The following is a 24,153-nucleotide window of genomic DNA, read 5'->3' on the forward strand; positions in this document are numbered from 1 at the left end:
GCCCTCGGCCACACCTGGCATTTCGAGTGGAACGACGAGCGCCAGCTGCTGGCAGCCACCGATCCGCAGGGCGGGCAATGGCAGTACCTGTACGACGAGTCCGGCAACCTTTGCCAAAGCATCGACCCGCTCGGGCGCAGCGAGTCGACCCTGTGGCTGGAACACTGGTCACTGCCGCGGGTGCAGACCGACAAGGCCGGCAACCGCTGGAGTTACCGTTACGATCAACGCGGCAACTGCAGCAGCGAAACCGACCCGCTGGGCCACACCACCCGTTACCGTTATGACGAACGCGGCCAGGTGGTGGAAGTCATTGATGCTGCCGGCAAGCACAAGTACTTGCGCTGGAGCGAGGTGGGCCAGTTAGTCGAGCAGGTCGACTGCTCGGGCTACCCGACCTGCTTCGAGTATGACCGCCGCGGCTACCTGCAGGCAGTCGTCGATGCCCTTGGCGAACGCACCGAATACCAGAATGACGCCCAGGGCCGGGTCGTCGCCACACAGTTGCCCGACGGGCGCCGCGAGCAGTTTGAGCACGATGGCAGCGGCCAGCTCAGCCGCTACATCGACCCCGCCGGGCATGCCCTGCAGTTTCGCTATAACCGGCGCGGCCAGATCCAGCTACGCCTCGACCCGCACGGCCGACAGGTGCAATACAGCTACGACAACTATGGTCGCCTGCTGGCCTTGAGCAACCAAAACGGTGAGAGCTATCGATTCAGCTGGGACCTGGTAGACCGCCTGACCCAGCAGCAAGACCTCGACGGCAGCGCCAGACGCTATGAATATGGGCCGCTGGATAATGTCAGTCGCCTGGAGTTTGTCCCCGCGCCATACGGCAACGGCCTGGCACCGATCGTTCATGAATTCGCCCGTGATGCCGCGGGCCGGCTGATTGCCAAATACACCGACGATGGCCGCACCGACTTCAGCTACGACCCGCTGGATCAACTGACCGCCGTCAGTTTCACCGACAACGACGGCAATACCGAACAGCTGTCTTTTGCCTACGATGCGGCCGGCCAGTTGCGACAAGAGCAGAGTGCCGACGGCGTACTGCAGCATCACTATGACGAACTCGGCAACCTGACTCAGACCCGGCTGCCCGATGGCCGCTGGCTCAACCGCCTGTACTACGGCAGCGGTCACCTGCATCAGCTCAACCTCGATGGCAAGGTAATCAGCGACTTCGAGCGCGACCGTTTGCACCGTGAAGTGCTGCGCACCCAGGGCCGAATAAGTACCCGCAGCGAGTACGACCGCAGCGGCCGTTTGCGCTCGCGCCTGCGCCGTCCAAGCCACCAACCGCCGCAACTGCCCGCTGCCGTGCAGCAACGCTTTGACTTCGATCCGGTAGACAACCTCATCAGCCGCTTCAACCAGCAGCCCGGCAGCCAGCACCAGCAGTTGCTGCATTACGATGCCAGTGGCCGGATCATGGCCAGTCAGGACGCTGGCCAGGGTCAAAGCGAAGCTTTTGCCTACGACGCCGCTGCCAACCTGCTCGATGGTCCTCAGGCCGGCAAAGGGCTGGTGCGCCACAACCGGCTGTTGACATACCAGGACAAGCGCTACCGCTACGACAGCTTTGGCCGTTTGATTGAAAAGCGCAGCAGCCGGCGCGGCATCCAGCACTTGCGCTATGACGCCGAGCACCGCCTGATTCAGGTGCGTAGCCAGCACGGTGGGCGCGAGCGGGTACTGAACATGCGTTACGACCCGCTTGGGCGACGTGTGGAGAAAAGTGAACTCGACGACCAAGGCAACCTGCTCGATCAGACCCGGTTCGTCTGGGACGGCTTGCGCTTGCTGCAGGAGCATCGTCATGGCCAGACCAGCCTCTATCTTTACGTCCAGAACAGCTACGAGCCGCTGGCCAGGGTGGACGGCGCCGGCCCGCAGCAGCAGGTGCGCTACTACCACAACGACCTCAACGGTCTACCTGAACAACTGACCGAGGACAGTGGCGAAACCGTGTGGCAGGCGCGTTACCAGGTCTGGGGCAACACCCTGGAAGAAGTGCGCGAAGCGCATTTCATCGAGGAGCAGAACCTCAGGTTCCAGGGTCAGTACCTGGACCGCGAAACCGGTTTGCATTACAACCTGTTCCGCTTCTATGACCCGGATGTCGGGCGCTTTACCCAGCCGGACCCGATCGGCCTGGCCGGCGGTTTGAACCTGTACCAGTATGCCGCCAACCCGGTGGGTTGGATCGACCCGCAAGGGCTTAACGCGTTGCTGCCCGGTGAGGGCGGTGTCGGTGCCTACGGCAAGCTTCCCGGCACGCCAGGGGACAACCTGACTGGCCACCACATGCCGTCGGCCGAATACATGAAGCAAAAATTCGAAATCAGCCGCAACAAATCCATCGCCATGCAGATGCAGCATATTTATCCTGAAAACAAAGGCCGTCACCCAATGACGCGCACCTATGCAAGGCGACCCTTCCTGGATGAAAAGCCCAGGGATGCACTCGCTCGAGACATCTGGGACGCACGCAAGATCTACAAGAAGCAGGGGCTTTACACCAAGGAAATTCAAGCGGGCCTGCGCGAAACGATTCGACAGAACAAAAGCACCTTCCCGAAAATATTCAACAAACCATCGAAGTGCGGAGGAAAATAGGATGAGCCTGACCCAGGACCTCGAAGACTGTGCAAGCTTGAACAACGACGCTGAGGCGGCGCGTTTTTCCGCGACCCTGCAGGCCATGGCGCAGACCCGCGACAAGCAGTACCTGACGGTCATGCTCTCGCATCTGGACGATGACTGTGAGTATGGCGACTTGATGAAGGAAATAATCGGCATGGCTGAATCCTTCGACCCGGCCAGCTATGTCGCGGCCGTGGTCGAGGTCACCGATTCCCTCAAGGGCAAGGCCGAAGACTGGCTGGAAAGCATCCACTACCGGATTTTCAACGCCCCCGAGTACACCAGGCTGTATCGCACTGCATTGGCGCACAGTACCAACAGGGCAGTGGTTGAAAGCTACCTTCAGAAGTTTCTCGCCGATAACCCCGAGAAACAGTCCGAAGTCGACTCTGTTCTGGCAGGCTGAATCAAAGCGCGGCGGCCAATTCCTTCGTCACCGCCGCTGAAGTATCATCCGCACCCTGCTCAACCTCACATGGATGTCCGATGAAAGCCGCCGCGCGCTTGCTTCCTGCTGCCCTGTTCGCTGCCTGCCTGCACAGCCCCGCGACCCTTGCCGCAGGCTTTGACTGCAGCAAGGCCAGCACCCTGCTGGAAACCGCGATCTGCACCACACCGTCGCTGTCGGCCAAGGACGACACGCTCAACGAGCGCTACAAGCCGCTCAAGGACCGCAAGATCTTCCGCGAGCTGGAAAACTTCTGGCTGCGCGAGGTGCGTAACCGCTGCGAGACTGCCGCCTGCCTGGAAGTCGCCTACGACCAGCAGATCAAACTGCTGACGCCAGTACCGGCACTCTCCCAGGTTGATCCCAAAAGCCTGCAGCCCCTGCCCCGCGACCAGCGTTATACCCAGGTCGAGGATGAGCCGTGGCAGCGCTTTCCCCTGGCCACCGTTGCCGACATGAGCGAAGACAGTTTTGCCTATCTGGTGGACGTTGCCACCCTCGATGGCGTGCTGAACGTGGTGCTGTTCGTTGCCGAAAAGCAGGATGACGAAGGCAGCAACCCCGGCAATATCTATGACAGCCGCCCGATCGGCACCCTCTACGAATACTCCGACGCACGCCCTGGCCTGCACCCGTTCGCGCGCAATGTGCGCTTTGATGGCTGGAACAGTATCACCGCCAACGATCAGGGCCGGCGCTATGCCGGGATCATTGACGGGGTGTTCTACTACCGGCAGAAAATGAGCGGCGAGGCGCAGCAAAGCATGGCCTACACACTGGGTTCCAAGGCCACGCCGCAGCCTTCAACGCAACTGTACGCGGCCGAGTCCAACAGCAAGCGTTTCGCCAAGGCGCAGATCAGCGGCGACCTCAACCACGATAACTCCGGCCTGCTGATCTATTACCCGCACCTTACCGGCGACAGCAACCCCTACGACCGGGTGATGGACAAGGATGCCGGCGGCTGGAGCCTGGTCAACCCGACCTGGAGCCCGACCCGGCCGGTCCTGTACTTCGACAACAACGGCGGCTTCGCCTGCATCTGGAGGGTCGACCTGGTGACCAAGCGCCTGGAGAAGATCGTCCCCGAGCATGAGGCAGTTGCCGCTCGCCCGGTGGATGTCATCGGCCGCGAGGCGATCGTTTACCTGGAAGCCGACCAGTTAATGTTTGCCATCGCCCCGGACCAGTAACGCCTGCGCAACGCTACGGGCGCGCCTGCGCCCGAACAGGCGGCCAAGGCTGACCGCCCAGTTGAGCAACGCCACCAGCAGCAGGCACAGCATCATCGCCTCGGTGCCGCCGCTGACGATCAGCTGCCCGGCCAGCCAGGGAAAGCCGAACACCCCGAGAAAGTACGCCAGGCTGAATAGCAGCAAGGCCTGCGGGGTATGCCCGGGCGGTGCCTGGTTGGCGGCCAGGCCGTTGATTACCGAATAGTTCAGACCGTATCCAACCCCCAGCAGCGCTGCGGCCAGCAGATAGCCAAGGTTGCCCTGTACCCACCAGCCCAGCGCCAGCACGGCGAGCACGATAAAGCCCGAGAGCAGGCACGAGGCACGGTAGGCATCACGCTTGACCACCCAGCCGGCGATCAGCAAACGGCAACTGATGGCCGCACTCATGAAGCCGATGAAGAACAGCGAATAATCCAGGCCGCGCCCGGCGGCATAAGAGGTCTGGAAGCTGCCCAGACCACCGAAGATCGCGCCGCCCAGGCCGACCATGAGAACCGGCCAGCGTGCGGGCGAGGCCAGTACGGTTGCGCCAGCGCGGCGGCTGATGCCAACCGGCTGAGTGGCGTGCCGTGGCTGGCGGGCCAGATGGTTGAAGATCAGCAGGCCCGCGACTGCGGCACCCGCGGCGGTGTAGAACGCCGTCTGCACCGGCAGTTGCAACAGCGCTGCCAGCTTGCCCGCCAGCGGCCCGGAACCGATGCCGCTCATCATGCTGCCCGAGAGCAAAGCGAAGCAGTGGGTACGCCGCTGGGCTTCGACCCGCTCGGCCACCAGGATCGGGCCCAGGGTGTAAAAAGCCCCCCAACCCAGGCCCAGCATCAGGCCGCAGAGCATCAAGCCCGCGCCGGTGCCAGGCACCAGGGCGAAGCCCAGGCAAGCCGCCACCAGGCTCAGCGCCGACAGGGCGATGGCTCGTGCCGAACCCAAGCGGTCGGCCAGATGGCCACTGCCAAGTACGGCGACGATGGTGCTAAGCATGGCAACTGAAATGATCTGCCCGGCATCCTGCTCGTTGCCGCCACGGCTGCTGACCAACAGCGACAACAGGAAGGTCGAGCCATAGGACAACGACAGCAGGTAGCTGGCCAGGCACAGCAGGCCAAAGCCAGGGGCAGCTTGTTCGGTACGGATGGCGGACATGCTCGGACGTCACTCGGCGAAGTGGAGCTGCTTTGTAGCATGGCCTTGCTCCACGACCGTTATAAAACTGCCGGAGTTGGGTTCAGCCGGCAGCGAACTGTGCCTGCGCGCGGCCTATCCAGCGGTCAGTGCAACAGCTCGGCGCATTCCTTCATCACGCCAGCCTTCAACCGCAGGTAGTGCTCGAAAATCTCTCGCGCCGCCGCCTGGTCGATATTGATCTGCATGGCTTCGACAAACTGCTCGACCGCCGCCACCGCGTGGGCAAAATGATTGCTCTCGGTGCCGCCAGTGTGCACGGTGACCCAGGCCACCGTTGCCCGCGCGCGCTCTGCCGGTATGCCCATGTCACGGACGAACCACTGCTTGAACAACGGATGGATGAACTCGACCTCGCCGTGGGTATAAACCTCATGCACCAGGGTGGTCAGCAGGCCTTGCAGCAGGTCGCGCTCGCGCAGGCGCTGGCGATCGGTCCAGTCCTTGAAGGACTGGGCCGAAGGCAGGCAGTTGGCCTTGAGCATCCACTGATCATCACCGCAGAGGGGCGTCGCCATGTTGTAGAACAAATCGGCGTGCAGGGTATTGCCCAGGGCCCCGAGGTCTTCATCGGTGATCCGCTGCAGGCTGCCGCAGGCCCGATACAGCTGGTCGGCAGCCATGGAGCCGGCGTCGGAGCGGGCCAGCAGGGTCAGGCGGTTGGCAAGGCCCGAGACACTGGCCGCGGAGTTGTTGGTTTTCGACCAGCTGGCGAAGAACTTGCGCAGCACTGCCGGTGAATGCTTGCGCTCAGTCAACAGGGCAAAGGCCTTTTCAATCTCCATCAGCTCTTCTTCTACCGCCCAGAAGGCTTCGAACAACGCGTGCTTGAGGGTGCTGGCCGGCATGTCATTGAGGACCGGCTCGACGATCGAAAGCAGCTTGCTGTGCAGGGCTATCACGGTGTTCATTGGCGTATTTACGTCCTTGTAATGGAGGGGTCAGCGGTTTCTTTGAACGCGTTCTTGTCGGTGGAATCGGTGGGCTGCCAGCCGAACCAGGCGATCAGCATCACCAGCAACTGCGCGGCCATGATCAGCGGCACACAGCCTGACCAGCCCCAGCGCTGCCACAGCAGCGCCGGCAACAGCGCACCGACGCTGCCGCCCAGGTAATAGAACGTCAGATAGCAGCCCACCGCGCCGGCCTTGTTGTGCCTGGCAGTGGACGTAACAAAGGCATTGGCCGCCGCCTGGGCCAGGAACACGCCGGTGGAACTGAGCGCCAGCCCCAGCACGATCCACCACAGGCTGCTGAGCAAGGTCAGCATCGAGCCCAGCAGCCCCAGTACCCCGGCGAATACCACCAAGTGCGCCGGCGGCCTGGCGCTGGCCAGCTTGCCGGCAATCGGCGTGACCACCAGCGCCAGCAAAAACACCGCATAAACCGAACCCAGCGCGGCAACGCCAAGGTTGAACGGCGCGGCCAGCAGGTGCAGGCCGACATAGGTGAAGGTGGCGATCTGCGAAAACAGCACACAGAAACCAACCAGATAGGCCGCCAGCAACGGTCGGTTGCGCAGCATGCTGATACGACTGTTGGCGATGGTGATTTCGATCAGGCGCGCGCCGCTGGGCAGCAGCCGGTGAATGCTCAGGCCGATCAGCACGGTCAGCAACGCCAGCAGGATGAACGCTTCGCGCCAGCCCAGGTATTGGGTCATGACCCCGGTCAGAAAACGCCCGGCGAAACCGCCGAGAATGGTCCCGGCGACGTACAGGCTGGTAACTTCGGTGACTTTCGCCCCCTGCCAGCGCTCGCCGACGTAAGCCACGCTGGTGGCGAAGATCACCGGGATCAGCATGCCCTGGACAAAGCGCCAGAACAGCAGGCTGTTGAGGTCACTGGCCCCTGCCAGCATCAAGCCCGGCACGCTGAGCAACAGGGTTGCCGCCACCAGCACGGTCTTCTGGCTCCAGCGCCGGGTCAGCACGCCGACGAAGGGCGCGACCAGGGCCACGGCCAGGGTCGTGGCGGTGATGCTCCAGCTGACGTGCCGCGCATCCACGGCGAAGCTCTGCGCCAGCTCGGCGAGGATGCCCTGGGTAGCGTAGAGCGGCAGAAACGCGGCGCATCCGCAGAGGAACATCGCGATTCGTGCGGCAGACAGGCGCGATTGCATGGGAAAACTCGTTACAGTGACGAGTATTGTTTATAAGGTGCGGTCATTGGCACTGGCCAATACCGATTTCCGACCGATTGATACCTCAAGGTGCAACATGCTCGATGTGCGAAAGCTGCGCTATTTCATTGCCGTCGCCGACGACCTGCATTTCGGCCGCGCCGCGCAGCGCCTGCACCTGGCGCAACCGGCACTGACCCGGCAGATCTCGGCCCTGGAAAGCCAGCTGGGTTTTCGCCTGTTCGAGCGCAGCAGCCGTGCAGTCAGTCTGACCGGCGAAGGCCAGCAGTTCCTGCCTTACGCCCGCGGGGTACTGGAGCAACTGACACGCAGCGAAAGCTTCGCCGCCAAGCTGGCCGCCGGCACAGCCGGGCAGTTGAGCATCGGCTATGCCAGCTCGGTGGCCTTGAGTGACCACTTCACCCAGGCAATCCAGCAGTTTTCCCACGCCTACCCGCAGGTTCGCCTGACCCTGGTTGAAGAAGCCTCCAGCGCGCAATGGCGCAACATCGTCGAAGGCACCCTGGAAATCGGCCTCAGTCGGCTGTTGCCACCCCAGGAGTTCACGGAGCTGCACGTCCAGCCACTCGACCAGGAGCCGCTGCTGGTGGCACTGGCCACGAACGATCCGCTGGCGGCACTCGACACCATCAGCCTCACCCAGCTGCAAGCGCATCCTGTGGTGCTGTACACCGACGAGCAAGGCACCGGGCTCAACGATGCCATCGAGCGCTTGTTCCAGCATTGCCAATTGCCCTTGCTGCGGGGCCCGCGCGGACGGCAGATCACTTCGATCATTGCCCTGGTAGCCGCCGGCCAGGGCATTGCCCTGGTGCCTGCCTGCACCCGTGCCCTGAACCAGCGCGGCGTGTGCTACCGGCCCCTGAACGAAGCAGCCGCCAGCATCGACCTGCTCGCCATCAGCCACCGCCAGCGGCGCTCGCGGGCAGCCGAGGCGTTTCTGCAAATACTTGCCCGGGCAACCACACCCTGCGCATGAGCACGGCCCTCTGGCAAGCACGCCCGGGATAAAAGTGTTTTACCGAAACCACTGGTTTTCTGGCGGGACGCTTTGCCTATCCTAGGAAGGATCTCTCATATCAGCGGAAGATCCATGAAAGCTTCGCTTCCCAGCCGCTACGCCTGCCTTGTCGGCTGTCTCGTTTTCAGTTTTGCCAGCCTGCCGTTTGTTTCTGCCCATTCCTGGTTGTGGCCGTTCACCCTGATCAGCGCCCTGCTCAGCCTGGTCGGCCTCAATGACCTGCGCCAGAGCCACCACGCGGTGCGGCGCAACTACCCGATCCTGGGCAACATTCGCTACCTGATCGAAACCATCCGCCCGGAGATCCGCCAGTACTTGCTGGAAGGCGACGATGACAAGCTGCCGTTCTCCCGGGCCCAGCGCTCGCTGGTGTATGCACGGGCCAAGAACGAGAGCGCCGAGAAGGCCTTTGGTACGCTCAACGATGTCTACCGGCCAGGCTTCGAGTTCATCAGCCATTCCATGCTGCCAGTCGAAACCCCCGACCCTGCCTCATTTCGCATCAACATCGGCGGCCCGCAGTGCCGCCAGCCTTACTCGGCGTCGATCTTCAATATCTCGGCGATGAGCTTTGGGGCACTCAGTGCAAATGCCATTGCCGCGCTGAACAAGGGCGCAAAACGTGGCCGCTTCGCCCATGACACCGGCGAAGGCAGCATCAGCCCCCATCACCGCGAGCACGGTGGCGACCTGATCTGGGAAATCGGCAGCGGCTATTTTGGCTGCCGCACCCCGGAGGGTCGTTTCGATCCGCAGCGTTTCGCCGAACAGGCCGGCGACCCACAGGTGAAAATGATCGAGGTCAAGCTCAGCCAGGGCGCCAAACCCGGCCACGGCGGGATCCTGCCTGGGCACAAGGTCAGCGCCGAAATCGCCGCCACCCGTGGCGTGCTGATGGGCCAGGACTGCATCTCACCGGCGGCGCACAGCGCCTTCCGTAGCCCCGTGCAACTGCTGCAGTTCATTGGCCAGTTGCGTGAGCTGTCTGGCGGTAAACCGGTGGGCTTCAAGTTCTGCCTTGGCCACCCGTGGGAATTCATGGGTATCGCCAAGGCCATGCTGGCTACCGGCATCGTCCCGGACTTCATTGTCGTCGACGGCAAGGAAGGCGGCACCGGCGCCGCGCCACGGGAGTTCAGCGACAACATCGGCGTGCCGATGCGCGAAGGGCTGATGTTCGTGCACAACACCCTGGTGGGCCTGAACCTGCGCGACAAGATTCGCATTGGTGCCGGCGGCAAGATCGTCAGCGCCTTCGACATTGCCAGCGTGCTGGCCATTGGCGCCGACTGGGTCAACTCGGCCCGCGGCTTCATGTTCGCCATCGGCTGCATCCAGTCGCAAAGCTGCCACACCAACAAATGCCCGACCGGCGTGGCGACCCAGGATCCGTTACGCCAACGCGCCCTGGTGGTGCCGGAAAAGGCCGACAGGGTTTACAGCTTCCATCGCAACACCCTGCATGCCCTGGCCGAAATGCTGGCTGCTGCAGGCCTGGATCACCCGGCCGAGCTCAAGCCCAAGCACCTGGTTCGGCGCATCAGCGCCAGCGAGATCCGCCTGTTTTCGCAGTTGCATGTGTTCCTCAAGCCCGGTGAGTTGCTCAGCGGCTCGATCGACAGTGAATTCTATGCACGGATGTGGCGCATGGCCCGCAGCGACAGCTTCGAGCCGGAGAGCGGCGAGGTGCAGGCGATCAAACCTGCTGTGCGGCGAAAACAAACAACCCCGGCCTAGGCCGGGGTTGCTGGAGACACCAGACAGCTATCAGAGGATGCTGATCGGGTACTCGACGAACACGCGAACTTCGTTGCCGTCGTCGTTGTAGCCGTTCTGACGAACGCTTTCGGAGGTACGCAGGAACGAGCTACGCAGTTTGACGGACAGGTCCTTGGCCGGGCCTTCCTGAACCACGTACTTGAACTGGTTGAAGATTTCGCGCTCTTTACCTTCGCCGAAGCCGTGGGTGTTGATGTTGTCACCACGCACGTAGGCCACTTTGTAGGTCAGGCCCGGTACGCCGAAGGCGCCGAAGTCCAGGCCGTAGCCCAGCTGCCAGGAACGCTCGTCTTCAGCGTTGAAGTCGGACCAGTAGGAGTTGGCCAGGTAGATGGTCGAGCCACCGTCACCCACGCCACCGGCGTTCTGGTAGAAGCCGTACTGATAACCGGTGTCGCCAGTGCTGCGCTGGTGGGCGATGGTAATCGAGTGCGGGCCGAAGGCGTAGGTAGCCGCCAGGCTCCAGATGGTGTTGGAGTCACCGGTCAGGTCGGCGGCAGCGACGTACTTCTTGTCGATGTCCGACTTGTAGCCGTTGAAGTCCAGGGTCAGCGACTGGTCGTCGGCGATCGGGTGAACGTAGTTCACGCCCAGGTAGTGCTTCTTCAGCACGTCTTCGACGTCGGAGGTGTACAGCGAAGCCGAGAGGTTTTCGCTGAACTTGTAGCTGCCGCCGAATACGTTGATCGACTTCAGGCCACCGCTGTCACGGCCTTCAGCACTTTTACGGGCTTCCTGGGTGAAACGACCGGCGTTCAGTTCCAGGCCCTTGATCTCCTTGGAGGTGATCAGGGTACCGGTGTAGCTTTCTGGCAGCAGGCGACCATCGTCGTACTGCAGCACTGGCAGCTCAGGCATCTGGTCACCGTACTTCAGTACAGTGTTGGAGATGCGGAACTTGATTGCTGCGCCACCACGGGCCAGGTTGTGCGGGGAGTTCTGCTGGTTGGTCGGCGAGTCGCCGTCCGCCGGCTTGAAGAAGTCGATACCGCCACCGCCGTTGCGGCCTTTACCACCGTCCAGACGCACTGCGTACAGGCCGAAGGCGTCGACACCGACACCAACGGTGCCCTGGGTGTAGCCGGAGGAGAACTTGCCGATGAAGGCCTGGCCCCACTCGCTCTGGTCGTTGGTATGGTGCTTCTTGTCACGATTGATGAAGGCATTGCGCAGCAGAACGCTGGCTTTGCTGTCTTCTACGAAGCCCTTGGCCTCGGCCTGGTCATTGGCCATAGCCTGAGTCGCGGCCATAAGCCCCAGCGCGACCAGACTGATCCTGGTTTTCAACATTTTATTTTCCTTATTACTTAGTCAAAGACGCTCTGCGACCAAACGCCAAAAACCACGCCCCCTGCGTGGGTTGACGCTCACGGGTCTGAAAATAAAAAGCCCGCCTGCGAGTGTTCGCAGCGGGCCTTTTTTCTGGACTCTTGGCCGATGGGCCTACAGGCGTTGACCGAATCCTATCCGTGTGCGGATCAGCATGTCAAAAATTCGTGAAAAGTAAGTGTTTCTGCTTACAGATCGCAGCCATCCGCGGCACAGAACGCCGCGTTTGCGGTATCTTTCTCCGCGCTCAGATAGAACTCCCTGTCCAGCCAATGCACGAAGGCCTCAGGCTTGCCGAGGAAAGGACCGATGTCGATGACCTGCAGCCGCCCTTCGCGTTCCAGCACCAGGGTTGGATAGCCCTGGCCACCGACGCTGGCCATGAACGCACGACTGGTGCGCATATGGCTCTGGGTATCCACATCGCGCAATGCACTGGCAAAGGCGGGTGCAGGCAGGCCCATCTCGGCGGCGATGGCCTTGAGCACGCCATCATCGGCAATCCGCCGGCCTTCCACGTAGTGCGCACGCTGCAAGCGCGCCAGCAACTCCAGGCCACGCCCGGCGAGCTGCTCTGCTGCCAGGATCGCCGCTATGGGTGGCTGTGAATCGAAGACGGCGTCGTTGTCACGCAACAGGCCCTCGAAGTAGTCCTGGCCGAAGGGCTGCCCGGTGTACTCGGCAATACGCCGGTCATGGGGCATGACGAAGTCGCGCAACTGCGCCGAGACCTTCTGGCGATTGGCTCCGGCCATCATCCCGCCACCGTGCAGCACAACCGGCATCAGCCCGCTGGCCGCATTGATCAACGGCTCGGCGCCGTAGCACCAGCCGCACAGCGGATCGAACACATAGTGAAGGGTGGTTTGTACCGGCATGAGCGCCTCCTGAAAAAATGATGACGTCAGGTTAGGCCGGATGAAGGTTGCGAAAAACGCTGCACGGGTTACAGCTTTGTTGCGAAAAACAGTACAAATTCACCGCTAAAACTAAAGGCTGATAGACAGAAATATTTTGAAACAAACAGCTCGTCGATAGATCCAGAAACAATTAACGTTAGTAAATGGCAAGCATTATCATTCGCGCAAAATTTCCTCACTCTAATAAATGCCCGGATGTCCGTCATGCTTGCCCCTTGCCGCCTCTCTCCCCTGACCCTGGGCCTGTCGCTGTTTTTCAGCTCAGGGTTGGTCACTGCTGCCACCACCACGTTGCCCGAAGTCTCGGTTACCGCCGAGTCTGACCGTGAACGCGATGACCCGCGGGTACGTGAAGTCAGCACCGCAACCCGTACCGCCACGCCCGCCCGCTACGTGCCGCAGGCTATCGATTCGGTGAAGACCAGCAACGTGCTGGATTACGGCAGCAACGACCTTGGCAAAGCCCTGAGCGGCATCCCCAACGTCAGCAGCGGCGCCGATACGCGCTTTGACAGCGTGCGCATCCGTGGCTTCGATGCCAGCAACGACTTCTACCTCGACGGTATTCGCGACGACAGCCAATACGTGCGCGACCTGCACAATATCGAGCGGGTCGAGGTGCTCAAGGGCCCTGCCGCGGTGCTCTATGGCCGTGGCAGCCAGGGCGGGATCGTCAACCGGGTGAGCAAGATGCCGGAAGCCGGCCGCCGTTCCAGCATCGAGGCCCAGGGCGGCAGCGAGGACCTGCGCAGCCTGTATGCCGACCTCAGCGCCGACCCGAGCGACAACATCAGCCTGCGCCTGAACATGGGCAACCAGGACAACAACAGTTTCCGCGACGGCATCGACGGCAGCCGCCAGCTGTTCGCACCCTCGATGAGCTGGCAGCTGACCCCGCAGTTGAACTGGCTGGTGCAATACGAGTACAGCCGCTACAACCGTACCCCCGATCGCGGCATCCCCAGCGTCAACGGCCGCCCGGCCGACGTTGGTCGCGACACCACCTACGGCGATACCCAGCGCGACTTCATCGACGACAAGGCGCAATCGCTGCGCTCGCGCCTGAACTACCAGCTCAACGACACCTGGCAAGTGCGCCACACCCTGGGCCTGTTCAAGCTCAACAGCGATTTCGACAACACTTACCTGACCGGCTACAACGCCACCACCAACCAGGTTACCCGCCAGCGCTGGCAGCAGGACCTGAACACCCGCAACCTGTTCAACAACCTGGAACTGGAAGGCAATTTCGACACCTTCGGCCTGCAGCACACCCTGCTCACCGGCCTTGAGTTCGGTAACCAGCGCCGCGATCCGATCCTATACACTGCAGCGACTTCCGGCGCAGGCGCTCGCCCGGTGCCGGGCCTGGACCTGAACAACCCCAACCGTAACCTGCAGCACAACGGCACCATGGTGGTCTCCAGCAACAACCACACCGTGGTCGACAGCCGCGGCCTGTACCTTCAGGACCAACTGCGCCTGAATGATCAGTGGCAAGTGCTGGCCGGGGTGCGTTTCGACCAGTTCGAAGTGCAAACCACCAACAAGGTCCGCGGTATCTCCGAGAAGCAGGACAGCAACAGCACCAGCCCGCGTCTGGGCGTGGTCTATTCGCCGTGGAAGGAACACTCCTTCTATGCCTCCTGGAGCAAGACCTTCTCGCCAGTCGGCGGCGGCCTGATCGGCATCACCCCGGGTGCGGCCGGCAATACCAACGAAACCAGCCCGGAACAGACCCGGCAGAAAGAAGTCGGGGTCAAGAGCGACTGGTTCGACGAACGCCTGAGCACCACCCTGGCGGTTTATGAGCTGGAGCTCTACAACCGCCGCACCAGCGACCCGAACAACCCGGGCATCACCTTGCTCAGCGGCCTGCAGCGCTCACGCGGCGTCGAGCTGACCGCCACCGGCAACATCGTTGGCAACTGGTACGTACGCGGCGGTATCGGTATCCAGGATGCAACCATCGTCGAGGACAACAACGGCCAGGAAGGCAACCGCGTGAGCAACGTTGCCAAGCGCAACGCCAGCCTGTTCGTTACCTGGAAACCGGAAATGGGCTGGTACGGCGAAACCGGCCTGACCCTGGTCGGCGAGCGCTATGCCGACAACCAGAACACCGCCGTGCTGCCCGGCTATGGCCGTTGGGACGCGCTGGCAGGCTTTCGTACCAAGGACTGGGACCTGCGCGCGGCGCTCAACAACATCACCGATAAAACCTACTACAGCTCGGCCACCAGCGCCGCGCAGATCCAGTTTGGCGACCCGCGCAGCCTGATCGTGACCGGCACCTACAGCTTCTAAACACCAGGCAATAAAAAAGGGCGGCATTGTTCAGGCAATGCCGCCCTTTTCATTGTTGTTGCCGAACCCTCTAGCGGCTGCCATCACCCAGCAGCGCTTCCAGCTCTGCCTCGCTCAGCAGGCCTGCCGGATAACGCGCCAGTAACGAGCGACGCTGATCGGCCTTCCTGACCCGGTTTGCTCCATGGTGTTTCAACCACTGCGCCACGCGCTGGAGGGACTCGTGATTCACCGCTGATGGGGGCGAAGCCGGCTCACTTGCTGCATTCATTTCGACACGTACTCCCAGGGGCCGTGAGCGACTAACCTACTCAAACTTTGTGACAGAACCATGCTGGTCTATCTGTTTGAAATACAATGCAAAACAAATACAAGAGGTGTGCCAGAAGACTATGCCGGTCGTCGTCCACGCATAAAAAAGCCCGTCAATCGACGGGCTGTTTTCTTACTGCACTTCAGCCTTTGGCTGGCGCCGGTTGCTGCTGGGTCAGGCAATGGATGTTGCCGCCGCCCAGGAGCATCTCGCGCCCGGGGATCATGACCACTTCATGGTCAGGGAACACCCGCGCCAGAATCGCTCTAGCCTCGGCATCTGCCGGGTCGTCGAAGCTTGGGGCGATGATGCCGCCGTTGACGATCAGGAAGTTGACGTAGGAGCCGGCCAGGCGCACCGACGGGTTGCGCTCCTGGCTGCCGGCCACCGGATCGACCCCGGCGCACTCTTCTTCAGTGGCGAACAGCGGCCCCGGAATCGGCATCTTGTGCACGGTGAAGGCGCGACCTTTGGCGTCACGGCTGTTTTCCAGCACCTCAAGTGCGCTATGGCAGCGTGCATAGTTGGGGTCTTGCGGATCATCGGTCCAGGCCAGTAACACTTCACCTGGGCGGACGTAACAACAGAAGTTGTCGACGTGGCCGTCGGTTTCGTCGTTGTACAGGCCATCGGGCAGCCAGATGATGCTGTCCACGGCCAGGTGGTCACGCAGGATGGCTTCGATCTGCTCGCGGTTCAGGTGCGGGTTGCGGTTGTGGTTGAGCAGGCATTCTTCAGTGGTGATCAGGGTGCCTTCACCGTCGACATGGATCGAGCCGCCTTCGAGCACGAAGCCTTCGGTGTGGTAGCGCTGGCAGCGCTCCATCTCCAGCACCTTGCTGGCCAGTTGCTCGTCGCGGTTCCACGGCGCGTACAGGCCACCCTCGAAGCCGCCCCAGGCATTGAAACCCCAGTCGACGCCGCGTACTTCACCGCTGTCGTTGATGACGAAGGTCGGGCCGGTATCACGCACCCAGGCGTCGTCGTTGCTGATTTCCACCACGCGGATGTTCGGCAGGTCCAGGCGCGCCCGGGCGTTGTCGTACTGCGCGGCCGAGACGGCAACGGTCACCGGCTCGAAACGGGCGATGGCCTTGGCCAGGGTCACGTGGGCAGCCTGTACCGGCTTGCCACCCAGGCGCCAGTTGTCCGGGCGCTCGGGCCAGACCATCCAGACCTGGGTTTGTGGCGCCCATTCGGCAGGCATGTGGAAGCCGTCGGCGCGCGGGGTACTGGTAAGCGTTTTCATAGAGGATCCTTGCTGAACTTTCAGGATTGCAGCGCGCCGTCGAGGGTCTTCAGCGGGCCGTACAGATTCGGACGACGGTCGCGGAAAGTACCCCAGGCACTGCGGGTATGCTCAAGTTTATCGAGGTCGAAAGTATGCACCAGCACACCCTCCTCGGTCTCGTTCAGCGCCTGGACCTTCTCGCCGTACTGGTCGGCGATGAAGGAGGAGCCGTAGAAGGTGATGTCGTAGCCGTCCTGTTGTTCGCGGCCGATACGGTTACTGGCCACCAGCGGCATCAGGTTGGCACCGGCATGACCTTGCTGCACACGCTGCCAGTGGTCGCGCGAGCAGATGCTCTGGTCGTGCGGCTCGCTACCGATGGCGGTCGGGTAGAACAGCACCTCGGCGCCGAGCAGGGCCATGCTGCGTGCGCACTCGGGGAACCACTGGTCCCAGCAGATGCCGACGCCGATTTTCGCGTAGCGGGTCTGCCAGACCTTGAAGCCGCTGTCGCCCGGGTTGAAGTAGTACTTTTCGTGGTAGCCGGGGCCATCCGGAATGTGGGTCTTGCGGTACACACCGAGGTTGCTGCCGTCGGCATCGATGATCGCGATGCTGTTGAAACGCGCACGCCCGGCCAGCTCGTAGAAGCTGATCGGCAGCACCACCTGCAGCTCTTTGGCGAGCTTCTGGAAATGACCGATGGCGGCGTTGGTTTCAACCGCTGTGGCCAGTTGCAGGTAGTCCGGATTGGGCTTCTGGCAGAAGTACGGGGTTTCGAACAGTTCCTGGATCAGGATGATCTGCGCGCCCTTGGCAGCCGCTTCGCGGACCAGCCGTTCGGCGGTTTCCAGGTTGCCCTGGCGGTCCCAGGAGCAGGCCATCTGGGTGGCGGCAACAGTGACAGTGCGGCTCATGCATTCCTCCTCGGCAGGTGCTCGGGCCAACAAGGCCAGGCCACCCTGGTGATAATGGAGGCATTTATATCCGATAAATATCGGCTTTAAAAGTGGAAAATGGAAAATATCAGGCGTAAAAAAGCCGGTTAATTCGATAACAATCGGATTAACCGGCTTTAGCTCAAGGGTTACAGGTCTTCCGACAGTACCCGGTCGATGCTGTCGACGAAGAAGTCCACGCTCGCGCGGGTGGTGCACATCGGCGGCTTGATCTTGAGGATGTTGAGGTAATCGCCCGTAGGCTGCATGAAGATACCCAGGTCACGCAGGCGGTTGCACAGCAGGGTAGTCTCGGCACTGGCCGGCTCCAGGCTCTGGCGGTCACGCACCAGTTCCAGCCCCAGGTAGAAGCCGGAGCCGTGCACGGCACCCGCCAGCGGATGTTTATCGACCAATTGTTGCAGCCGTGACTTGAAGTAGCCGCCGACTTCCCGGGCGTTGTCCCATAGCCCTTCTTCTTCCATGACATCAAGCACGGCCATGCCGATTCGGCAACTGACCGGGCTGCCGCCGGCGGAGGAGAAGAAATAGCCCTCGGCTTCCAGCGCCTCGGCAATCTCGCGGCGGGTGATGACCGCGCCCAGTGGCTGGCCGTTGCCCATGCCCTTGGCCATGGTGATGATGTCCGGCACCACGCCCTGCTCTTCAAAACCCCAGAACCAGGTGCCCAGCCGGCCATAGCCGACCTGCACTTCGTCGGCGATGCATACCCCGCCCGCCGCCCGCACCTTGGCATAGGCTTGCTGCAGGTAACCCGCAGGCAACGAGATGCCGCCGGCATTGCCGTACACCGGCTCGCAGATGAACCCGGCCAGTTGCCGCTGCTCGGCAGCCAGCGCATCGAGCTTGGCATCGACGTCGCGCAGATAGTCGGCGGCGCTCTCGGCGCCACGGTAGGCGCCGCGATAGGTGTTGGGCGCGATCACCGGGTGAACCCAGTCCGGCCGGGTGCTCAAGGCCTGGGGGTTGTCGGCGATGGAGGTGGAAATCGCATCGGTGGCCACCGACCAGCCGTGATAGGCCTCAAGTACGCTCAGCAGGTCACGCCCACCGCTGTAGGCCCAGGCCAGGCGGATCGCCAGATCGTTGGCCTCGGTGCCGCTGTTGACCAGAAATACCCGGTCCATGCCGCTCGGTGCCAGGGCCAGCAAGCGCTCGGAGAATTCGGCGATGGCGGCATAATGAAAACGCGAGTTGGTATTGAGCAACGACCATTGCCGCGCCGACTCGGCGACCATGCGCGGGTGCCCGTGGCCGAGCACCGCAACGTTGTTGAGCATGTCCAGGTAGGCCCGCCCCTGCATGTCGAACAAGTAGTTGCGCCAGCCGCGCTCGATATGCGGCGGCTGCTGGTAATAGTGTTTTTGCGAGCGGGCGAAACTGGCATCGCGCCGAGCCAGCAAAGCCTGGGCATCGACCAGCGGTTCGGCGTCGCAGGCAAAGCCGAGGATGGCTTGCGGCGAGGGGCACAATGCCTGCCAGGCCTGGGCCCGCGAAGGCACGACAAAAGCTGGTGGATACAACCCGGCCACCCGGCATAACTGGACCGTCAACAATGCGCCAGTGGCGCCCAGAGACTGTCCGATGGCCAATGCCTGCCCGTCGGCCGGCGTCTGATCCAGCCCGTGCAACCACAGGCTGCATTCACTGCCCTCAAGGCAGCCACTGTCTTCGCCATATTGGTGCCAGGTCCCGGCCCAAGGTGCCTGGAGCACCGTGGCGCAAGGCAGATGCAGTTCGACATGCAGGGCGCACGTCGCAGGTTCCGCGGGATTGTCGATGTGGGTCTGCGACAGGCGGTACTGCCCATACAGGCTGCTGGCAGCGCCTGAAGCACTGCCCTGCCGGGCCAGCAAGCGCTGGTCAATGCCGGCTTGCTCCCAGTTGCCGGCCTGGTAATGCTCGCTGAGTACACCAAGATCCACGCCAATCACCTGGGCGGCCACCGAGGCCGGCAGGAGTGGCGCCGAGCTTTCTAGCGCCAGCGCAGGGAGTTCATGCCCGGTCACTTGCAGAATCGCCGCCTGCATCAGTTCGAAAGGCACGCTGGTGGCGACGTCGAAAATTTCCCACTCATGGGCCAGATTGTCCCGGCTGTAGCTGTTGCCAGGGTCAATACTCACCTGCTGCTCGCTGCTCAGTACCAGCACCGCAGCACGAGCCACCACCAAAGGCCACAAGGCTTTGAGTTCAGCGGCGTTCAGCGGATTGAGCGCATGATAAGCCTCGATCGCCGGCAATATGCGCAAGGGGTCGCCTTCGGCGTGGTGCAGCAAGGCCGCGCAAGTGACCGAGAGATCTGCAATGCGCCAGGTGTGCATCAGGTCGCCGAAATCGATGACCCCCTGCAGTTGCCACTGGCGCTGCTCATCGCGCGCCCATACGGCGTTGTCATCGGTGATGTCCAGGTGCACGGCTTGCGATGGCAGATCATCGATCAACGGCTGCAGATGTTCCCGGGCCTGATCTGCGGCGGCTTTTACCCTGGCTTGCTGCGGGTTGTTATCCAGTATCGGCAACAGGTGATCGATCAACACCTGGGCATGGCGCGGATCCCATTGCAATGTGCGCTCAAGGCCCGGGTGAGTGAAACTGGCCAGAGCCTGGTCGACCCGCGCGCACAGGCGGCCGAGTTCAGCTACCAGGCGCGGCTCCATGTGCTTGATGCGGGTCAGTGACTGGCCTTCAATATAGTCGAGCAGGCGCACGCGTAGCGGTTGGCCGTCGACAGTCACCGTCAGCAGTTGCTCACCGGATCGGGCAGCCTGCACCGCAGGCACTGGCAGCCCCTGATCGCGCAGGAAGCCGAGGGCGGCATGCTGGGCTTGCAGTTCCTGCTCGGCATAGGCGCCATGGCAAACCTTCAGCACGTAGCGCCCATGGTCCGAATCGACAAGAAAATTCAGGTCCTGCTGGCTGCCCAATGCCCGCAATGAGCCGCTCAGGCCAAAGTGTTCCTGCAACAGGGTTGCGGCCTGCTGTTCACTGACTTCAGGGCATGGCTGGCTGGAGCGATGGATCAGGGTACTGAGCGACATGGGCAGGGGACCTCATTTTTTTGTTGCCTATATCGCCACTGCTTGTGCCGGTTGGCAAGAATAACGGCTAAAATTGCGCAACATTTGCTCAGTTTCATCGAGCAGCCCGGGTAAGAAGGACTGTTCGGCGCTTTTTGCTTGCGCCTGCCTGCACCCGGCCACAAGCTGTGCACCCTAAGTTCAATGTCAGTTACGGAAGAAAGGCAGTCCGACATGCGAATTCTTATCACCGGCGGGGCCGGCTTTATCGGCTCGGCGCTGGTGCGTCACCTGATCACCAATACCGAGCACGAAGTGCTCAACCTCGACAAACTGACCTATGCAGGCAATCTGGAATCGCTGACCAGTATCGCGACCGACACCCGCTATGAGTTCGTCCAGGCGGATATCGTCGATCAGGCCACCGTTAGCGCTGTGCTTGAGCGCTTCAAGCCACATGCGATCATGCACCTGGCGGCAGAGTCGCATGTCGACCGCTCGATTGACGGCCCTTCGGACTTCATCCAGACCAATATCGTCGGCACCTACAGCCTGCTCGAGGCAACTCGCGCCTACTGGCTGAGCCTGCCGGCCGATGAGCGCACGGCGTTCCGCTTCCATCACATTTCCACCGACGAAGTGTATGGCGACCTGCATGGCGTCGATGACCTGTTCACCGAAACCACGCCTTACGCACCAAGCTCGCCCTACTCCGCCAGCAAGGCTGCGTCCGACCACCTGGTCCGCGCCTGGCAGCGCACCTATGGCCTGCCGGTACTGATCACCAACTGCTCGAACAACTACGGGCCGTTCCACTTCCCGGAAAAACTCATTCCACTGGTGATCCTCAATGCCCTGGCAGGCAAGCCGTTGCCTGTGTATGGCAACGGCCTGCAGGTGCGTGACTGGCTGTTCGTCGAAGACCATGCCCGCGCCCTGCTCAAGGTGGTAACCGAAGGCGAAGTTGGCGAGACCTACAACATTGGCGGCCACAACGAGCAGAAGAACATCGACGTCGTACGCGGCATCTGTGCCCTGCTCGAAGAGCTGGCGCCACAACGTCCGGCTGGCATTGCCAACTACGCCGACCTGATCACCTACGTTCAGGATCGCCCGGGCCATGACCAGCGCTACGCGATCGATGCCAGCAAGATCGAGCGTGAACTGGGCTGGGTTCCCGAAGAAACCTTCGAAACCGGCCTGCGCAAGACCGTACAGTGGTACCTGGACAACCTGCAATGGTGCCAGCGGGTACAAGACGGCAGTTATCAAGGCCAGCGCCTGGGCGCCAGCGAATTCAAGGATCTGATTGCATGACCAAAGGTATCGTCCTGGCGGGCGGCTCCGGCACCCGCCTGCACCCCATCACCCTGGGTGTTTCCAAGCAACTGCTGCCGATCTACGACAAACCGATGATCTACTACCCGATCTCGGTACTGATGCTGGCCGGTATTCGCGAAATCCTGCTGATCTCCACCCCGCAGGATCTTCCGCACTACAAGCAACTGCTGGGTGATGGCAGCCAGTTCGGTATCGAAATGAGCTATGCCGAGCAGCCCTCTCCGGACGGCCTGGCGCAGGCCTTCCTGATCGGCGAAGAGTTCATCGGCAACGATTCGGTCTGCCTGATCCTCGGCGACAACATTTTCCACGGTCAGGGCTTCACTCCGCAGCTGCGCAAGGCAGCCCAGCAGGGTGCCGGTGCCACCGTGTTCGGCTACTGGGTCAAGGACCCGGAGCGTTTCGGCGTCGTCGAATTCGACGATGAAGGCCGCGCCCTTTCCATCGAAGAGAAACCGGCACAACCCAAGTCCAGTTACGCAGTGACAGGCCTGTATTTCTACGATAACGACGTGGTCGAGATCGCCAAGGCGGTCAAACCTTCGCCACGCGGCGAGCTGGAAATCACCGACATCAACAACGCCTATCTCAAGCGCGGCGACCTCAATGTCCAGTTGCTCGGGCGCGGTTTCGCCTGGCTGGACACCGGCACCCACGACAGTCTCCTGGAAGCATCGCAATACGTGCAGACCATCGAACACCGTCAGGGCCTCAAGGTCGCCTGCCTTGAAGAAATCGCGTACCAGCAGGGCTGGATCGATGAAGCGCATCTGCTGGAGCGAGGCAAGATGTTCGGCAAGACCGGCTACGGTCAGTACCTGTTCGGTCTCGTAGGGAAACGTTAATGAAAGTAACAGCCAGCGCGCTGCCTGATGTTCTTGTGATCGAGCCGAAGGTCTTCGGTGATGAACGAGGCTTTTTCTTCGAGAGCTTCAATGAGCGCTCGTTCCAGGAAGCAACAGGCATCGATGCCCACTTTGTTCAGGACAATCATTCCGGCTCACAAAAAAATGTGCTGCGCGGTTTGCATTACCAGGTTGAACATACCCAGGACAAGCTTGTGCGGGTAACTGCAGGCGAAGTGCTGGATGTGGCCGTCGATATCCGCCGCCACTCACCGACCTTTGGCCGTTGGGTCAGTGTCAGGCTTTCGGCCCAGAACAATCGCCAGTTGTGGATTCCCAAGGGCTTTGCCCATGGTTTTCTGGTGCTGAGCGACTTCGCCGAGTTTCTCTACAAGACCACTGACTACTATGTGCCGTCTGCCGAGCGCTGCATCCGCTGGGATGACCCGGACCTGGCGATCGACTGGGAACTTGAAAGCGCACCGGTGCTTTCAGCCAAGGACCAGGTCGGCAAGTTCCTGCATGAGGCAGACCTGTTCCCGTGAAGCACAGCCAACCGCGCATCCTTATCGCCGGCCGCAACGGCCAGGTTTCCCAGGCGCTGCAACAGCAACTGGGCGACCTGGCGCAGTTGCAGGTGCTGGGCAGTGACCAGCTCGACCTCGCGCACCCCGAAGCCATCCGTGGCCAGGTGCAGCAGCTCAAGCCCGACCTGATCATCAACGCCGCGGCCCACACTGCGGTGGATCAGGCCGAAAGCGAGCCGGAGCTGGCCTTTGCGATCAACGCCCAGGCTCCCGGCATTTTTGCCGAAGAAGCCGCGAAGCTTGGCATCCCGCTGATCCACTACTCCACCGACTACGTGTTCGATGGCAGCAAAGCCACCCCTTACACCGAGGACGACGAGCCCAACCCGCTCGGCGTCTACGGACGCAGCAAGCTGGCCGGCGAACAGGCGATTGCCGCGGTAGGTGGCCAGCATCTGATCCTGCGTACCAGCTGGGTGTACTCACGCCACGGACGCAACTTCCTGCTGACCATGCAGCGCCTGCTGCAGGAAAAGCCCGAGCTGCGCATCGTCGCCGACCAGATCGGCGCGCCGACCTGGGCGGGCACCATCGCCCACAGCACCCGTGCCCTGATCGAACGCTGGCAGGCTGGCCAGGCCGGTGCCTGGGGTGTCTATCACCTGACCGCGCAAGGGGAGACCTCGTGGTTCGGTTTTGCCCAGGCCATTGGCGAGCAACTCAAGGCCCAGGGCCTGCCCTGCGCCGAGCTTTTGCAAATCGCCTCCAGCGACTATCCGACCCCGGCTCGCCGCCCGCTGAACTCGCGCCTCGATTGCAGCCGCCTGCAACGCGAGTGGCACGTCAGCCAGCCGCACTGGCAGCAGGCGCTGATCGACTGCCTGAAGTAGCGCATAATGCGCCA

General features: G+C 61.9%; 19 protein-coding genes. 10 read left to right on the forward strand and 9 right to left on the reverse strand.

Annotation, left to right across the window (positions count from 1 at the left end):
• The 3 genes from ACIOVF_RS15510 to ACIOVF_RS15520 all read left to right on the forward strand — a co-directional run.
• On the forward strand, positions 1–2,625 hold a 2,625-nt coding region (locus ACIOVF_RS15510; RefSeq protein ID WP_401290612.1), incomplete at its 5' end, for an RHS repeat-associated core domain-containing protein.
• A gap of 1 nt (position 2,626) precedes the next feature.
• Positions 2,627–3,058, forward strand: a complete 432-nt coding sequence (locus ACIOVF_RS15515; protein ID WP_045201196.1) for an Imm30 family immunity protein — start codon at positions 2,627–2,629, stop codon at positions 3,056–3,058.
• Positions 3,059–3,138: 80 nt separating this feature from the next.
• On the forward strand, positions 3,139–4,293 hold the full coding sequence (locus ACIOVF_RS15520) for a lysozyme inhibitor LprI family protein (protein WP_045201195.1): 1,155 nt from the start codon (positions 3,139–3,141) through the stop codon (positions 4,291–4,293).
• Here the strand turns inward: ACIOVF_RS15520 and ACIOVF_RS15525 are convergent.
• The 3 genes from ACIOVF_RS15525 to ACIOVF_RS15535 all read right to left on the reverse strand — a co-directional run bounded on the left by ACIOVF_RS15525 (position 4,264) and on the right by ACIOVF_RS15535 (position 7,639).
• Positions 4,264–5,478 carry an MFS transporter gene (locus tag ACIOVF_RS15525; RefSeq protein ID WP_213602973.1) on the reverse strand — a complete coding sequence of 405 codons (1,215 nt, stop codon included), beginning with the start codon at positions 5,476–5,478 and terminating at the stop codon, positions 4,264–4,266. The genes ACIOVF_RS15520 and ACIOVF_RS15525 overlap by 30 nt on opposite strands.
• A gap of 125 nt (positions 5,479–5,603) precedes the next feature.
• On the reverse strand, positions 5,604–6,428 hold the full coding sequence (locus ACIOVF_RS15530) for a hypothetical protein (protein WP_045201193.1): 825 nt from the start codon (positions 6,426–6,428) through the stop codon (positions 5,604–5,606).
• 8 nt (positions 6,429–6,436) lie between these two features.
• Positions 6,437–7,639 carry an MFS transporter gene (locus tag ACIOVF_RS15535; RefSeq protein WP_045201192.1) on the reverse strand — a complete coding sequence of 401 codons (1,203 nt, stop codon included), beginning with the start codon at positions 7,637–7,639 and terminating at the stop codon, positions 6,437–6,439.
• Between the two features lie 97 nt (positions 7,640–7,736).
• Here ACIOVF_RS15535 and ACIOVF_RS15540 point away from each other — a divergent pair, with 97 nt between their 5' ends.
• Positions 7,737–8,639, forward strand: coding sequence for a LysR family transcriptional regulator (locus ACIOVF_RS15540; protein ID WP_093378461.1), 903 nt, complete (start codon positions 7,737–7,739; stop codon positions 8,637–8,639).
• Positions 8,640–8,753: 114 nt separating this feature from the next.
• A complete protein-coding gene (locus ACIOVF_RS15545) occupies positions 8,754–10,418 on the forward strand; it encodes an FMN-binding glutamate synthase family protein (RefSeq protein WP_093378458.1) in 1,665 nt (554 codons plus the stop codon).
• 30 nt (positions 10,419–10,448) lie between these two features.
• On the opposite strand, the gene ACIOVF_RS15550 is transcribed toward ACIOVF_RS15545, so the two are convergent.
• Together ACIOVF_RS15550 and ACIOVF_RS15555 are read right to left on the reverse strand one after the other, a co-directional pair.
• A complete protein-coding gene (locus ACIOVF_RS15550) occupies positions 10,449–11,750 on the reverse strand; it encodes an OprD family porin (protein WP_045201189.1) in 1,302 nt (433 codons plus the stop codon).
• Positions 11,751–11,977: 227 nt separating this feature from the next.
• Positions 11,978–12,667 (reverse strand): DsbA family protein, encoded by a 690-nt coding sequence (locus ACIOVF_RS15555; protein ID WP_093378455.1) that lies wholly within the window; start codon positions 12,665–12,667, stop codon positions 11,978–11,980.
• A gap of 246 nt (positions 12,668–12,913) precedes the next feature.
• Between ACIOVF_RS15555 and ACIOVF_RS15560 the strand changes: the two genes are divergently transcribed.
• On the forward strand, positions 12,914–15,016 hold the full coding sequence (locus ACIOVF_RS15560) for a TonB-dependent siderophore receptor (protein ID WP_045201187.1): 2,103 nt from the start codon (positions 12,914–12,916) through the stop codon (positions 15,014–15,016).
• Positions 15,017–15,086: 70 nt separating this feature from the next.
• Here ACIOVF_RS15560 and ACIOVF_RS15565 read toward each other — a convergent pair whose 3' ends face one another.
• The 4 genes from ACIOVF_RS15565 to ACIOVF_RS15580 all read right to left on the reverse strand — a co-directional run bounded on the left by ACIOVF_RS15565 (position 15,087) and on the right by ACIOVF_RS15580 (position 20,557).
• Complete coding sequence (locus ACIOVF_RS15565; protein WP_045201186.1) at positions 15,087–15,287, reverse strand: hypothetical protein; 201 nt, start codon at positions 15,285–15,287, stop codon at positions 15,087–15,089.
• A gap of 184 nt (positions 15,288–15,471) precedes the next feature.
• On the reverse strand, positions 15,472–16,578 hold the full coding sequence (gene aguA / locus ACIOVF_RS15570; RefSeq protein WP_195885252.1) for an agmatine deiminase: 1,107 nt from the start codon (positions 16,576–16,578) through the stop codon (positions 15,472–15,474).
• Between the two features lie 20 nt (positions 16,579–16,598).
• A complete protein-coding gene (aguB, locus tag ACIOVF_RS15575; RefSeq protein WP_401290622.1) occupies positions 16,599–17,477 on the reverse strand; it encodes an N-carbamoylputrescine amidase in 879 nt (292 codons plus the stop codon).
• 170 nt (positions 17,478–17,647) lie between these two features.
• The gene (locus tag ACIOVF_RS15580) at positions 17,648–20,557 is read right to left on the reverse strand and encodes an aminotransferase (protein WP_401290625.1); all 2,910 of its coding nucleotides are present in this window, start codon (positions 20,555–20,557) and stop codon (positions 17,648–17,650) included.
• A 213-nt stretch (positions 20,558–20,770) separates the two neighbouring features.
• Here ACIOVF_RS15580 and rfbB point away from each other — a divergent pair, with 213 nt between their 5' ends.
• From rfbB to rfbD, 4 genes are read left to right on the forward strand one after another with little or no spacing between them, the layout of a single operon-like run.
• Complete coding sequence (gene rfbB / locus ACIOVF_RS15585; protein ID WP_045201182.1) at positions 20,771–21,853, forward strand: dTDP-glucose 4,6-dehydratase; 1,083 nt, start codon at positions 20,771–20,773, stop codon at positions 21,851–21,853.
• The gene (gene rfbA, locus ACIOVF_RS15590; RefSeq protein ID WP_045201181.1) at positions 21,850–22,722 is read left to right on the forward strand and encodes a glucose-1-phosphate thymidylyltransferase RfbA; all 873 of its coding nucleotides are present in this window, start codon (positions 21,850–21,852) and stop codon (positions 22,720–22,722) included. Before rfbB ends, rfbA begins: the two co-directional genes overlap by 4 nt.
• Entirely contained in the window at positions 22,722–23,267 is a 546-nt protein-coding gene (gene rfbC / locus ACIOVF_RS15595; protein ID WP_045201180.1) for a dTDP-4-dehydrorhamnose 3,5-epimerase, read from the forward strand. The genes rfbA and rfbC overlap by 1 nt, the downstream gene beginning before the upstream one ends.
• Positions 23,264–24,139 (forward strand): dTDP-4-dehydrorhamnose reductase, encoded by an 876-nt coding sequence (gene rfbD, locus ACIOVF_RS15600; protein WP_401290630.1) that lies wholly within the window; start codon positions 23,264–23,266, stop codon positions 24,137–24,139. Before rfbC ends, rfbD begins: the two co-directional genes overlap by 4 nt.
• Positions 24,140–24,153: the final 14 nt, after the last annotated feature.

It is taken from the genome of Pseudomonas sp. NPDC087612 (genome assembly GCF_044743505.1).
Classification (GTDB): Bacteria; Pseudomonadota; Gammaproteobacteria; order Pseudomonadales; family Pseudomonadaceae; genus Aquipseudomonas.

What these genes read in the sequence shown, in the direction of transcription:
- ACIOVF_RS15515 (WP_045201196.1), top strand. Translation starts at nt 2,627, where the DNA reads ATGAGCCTGACCCAGGACCTCGAAGACTGTGCAAGCTTGAACAACGAC.
- ACIOVF_RS15520 (WP_045201195.1), top strand. Translation starts at nt 3,139, where the DNA reads ATGAAAGCCGCCGCGCGCTTGCTTCCTGCTGCCCTGTTCGCTGCCTGC.
- ACIOVF_RS15525 (WP_213602973.1), bottom strand. Translation starts at nt 5,478, where the DNA reads ATGTCCGCCATCCGTACCGAACAAGCTGCCCCTGGCTTTGGCCTGCTG.
- ACIOVF_RS15530 (WP_045201193.1), bottom strand. Translation starts at nt 6,428, where the DNA reads ATGAACACCGTGATAGCCCTGCACAGCAAGCTGCTTTCGATCGTCGAG.
- ACIOVF_RS15535 (WP_045201192.1), bottom strand. Translation starts at nt 7,639, where the DNA reads ATGCAATCGCGCCTGTCTGCCGCACGAATCGCGATGTTCCTCTGCGGA.
- ACIOVF_RS15540 (WP_093378461.1), top strand. Translation starts at nt 7,737, where the DNA reads ATGCTCGATGTGCGAAAGCTGCGCTATTTCATTGCCGTCGCCGACGAC.
- ACIOVF_RS15545 (WP_093378458.1), top strand. Translation starts at nt 8,754, where the DNA reads ATGAAAGCTTCGCTTCCCAGCCGCTACGCCTGCCTTGTCGGCTGTCTC.
- ACIOVF_RS15550 (WP_045201189.1), bottom strand. Translation starts at nt 11,750, where the DNA reads ATGTTGAAAACCAGGATCAGTCTGGTCGCGCTGGGGCTTATGGCCGCG.
- ACIOVF_RS15555 (WP_093378455.1), bottom strand. Translation starts at nt 12,667, where the DNA reads ATGCCGGTACAAACCACCCTTCACTATGTGTTCGATCCGCTGTGCGGC.
- ACIOVF_RS15560 (WP_045201187.1), top strand. Translation starts at nt 12,914, where the DNA reads ATGCTTGCCCCTTGCCGCCTCTCTCCCCTGACCCTGGGCCTGTCGCTG.
- ACIOVF_RS15565 (WP_045201186.1), bottom strand. Translation starts at nt 15,287, where the DNA reads ATGAATGCAGCAAGTGAGCCGGCTTCGCCCCCATCAGCGGTGAATCAC.
- aguA (WP_195885252.1), bottom strand. Translation starts at nt 16,578, where the DNA reads ATGAAAACGCTTACCAGTACCCCGCGCGCCGACGGCTTCCACATGCCT.
- aguB (WP_401290622.1), bottom strand. Translation starts at nt 17,477, where the DNA reads ATGAGCCGCACTGTCACTGTTGCCGCCACCCAGATGGCCTGCTCCTGG.
- ACIOVF_RS15580 (WP_401290625.1), bottom strand. Translation starts at nt 20,557, where the DNA reads ATGTCGCTCAGTACCCTGATCCATCGCTCCAGCCAGCCATGCCCTGAA.
- rfbB (WP_045201182.1), top strand. Translation starts at nt 20,771, where the DNA reads ATGCGAATTCTTATCACCGGCGGGGCCGGCTTTATCGGCTCGGCGCTG.
- rfbA (WP_045201181.1), top strand. Translation starts at nt 21,850, where the DNA reads ATGACCAAAGGTATCGTCCTGGCGGGCGGCTCCGGCACCCGCCTGCAC.
- rfbC (WP_045201180.1), top strand. Translation starts at nt 22,722, where the DNA reads ATGAAAGTAACAGCCAGCGCGCTGCCTGATGTTCTTGTGATCGAGCCG.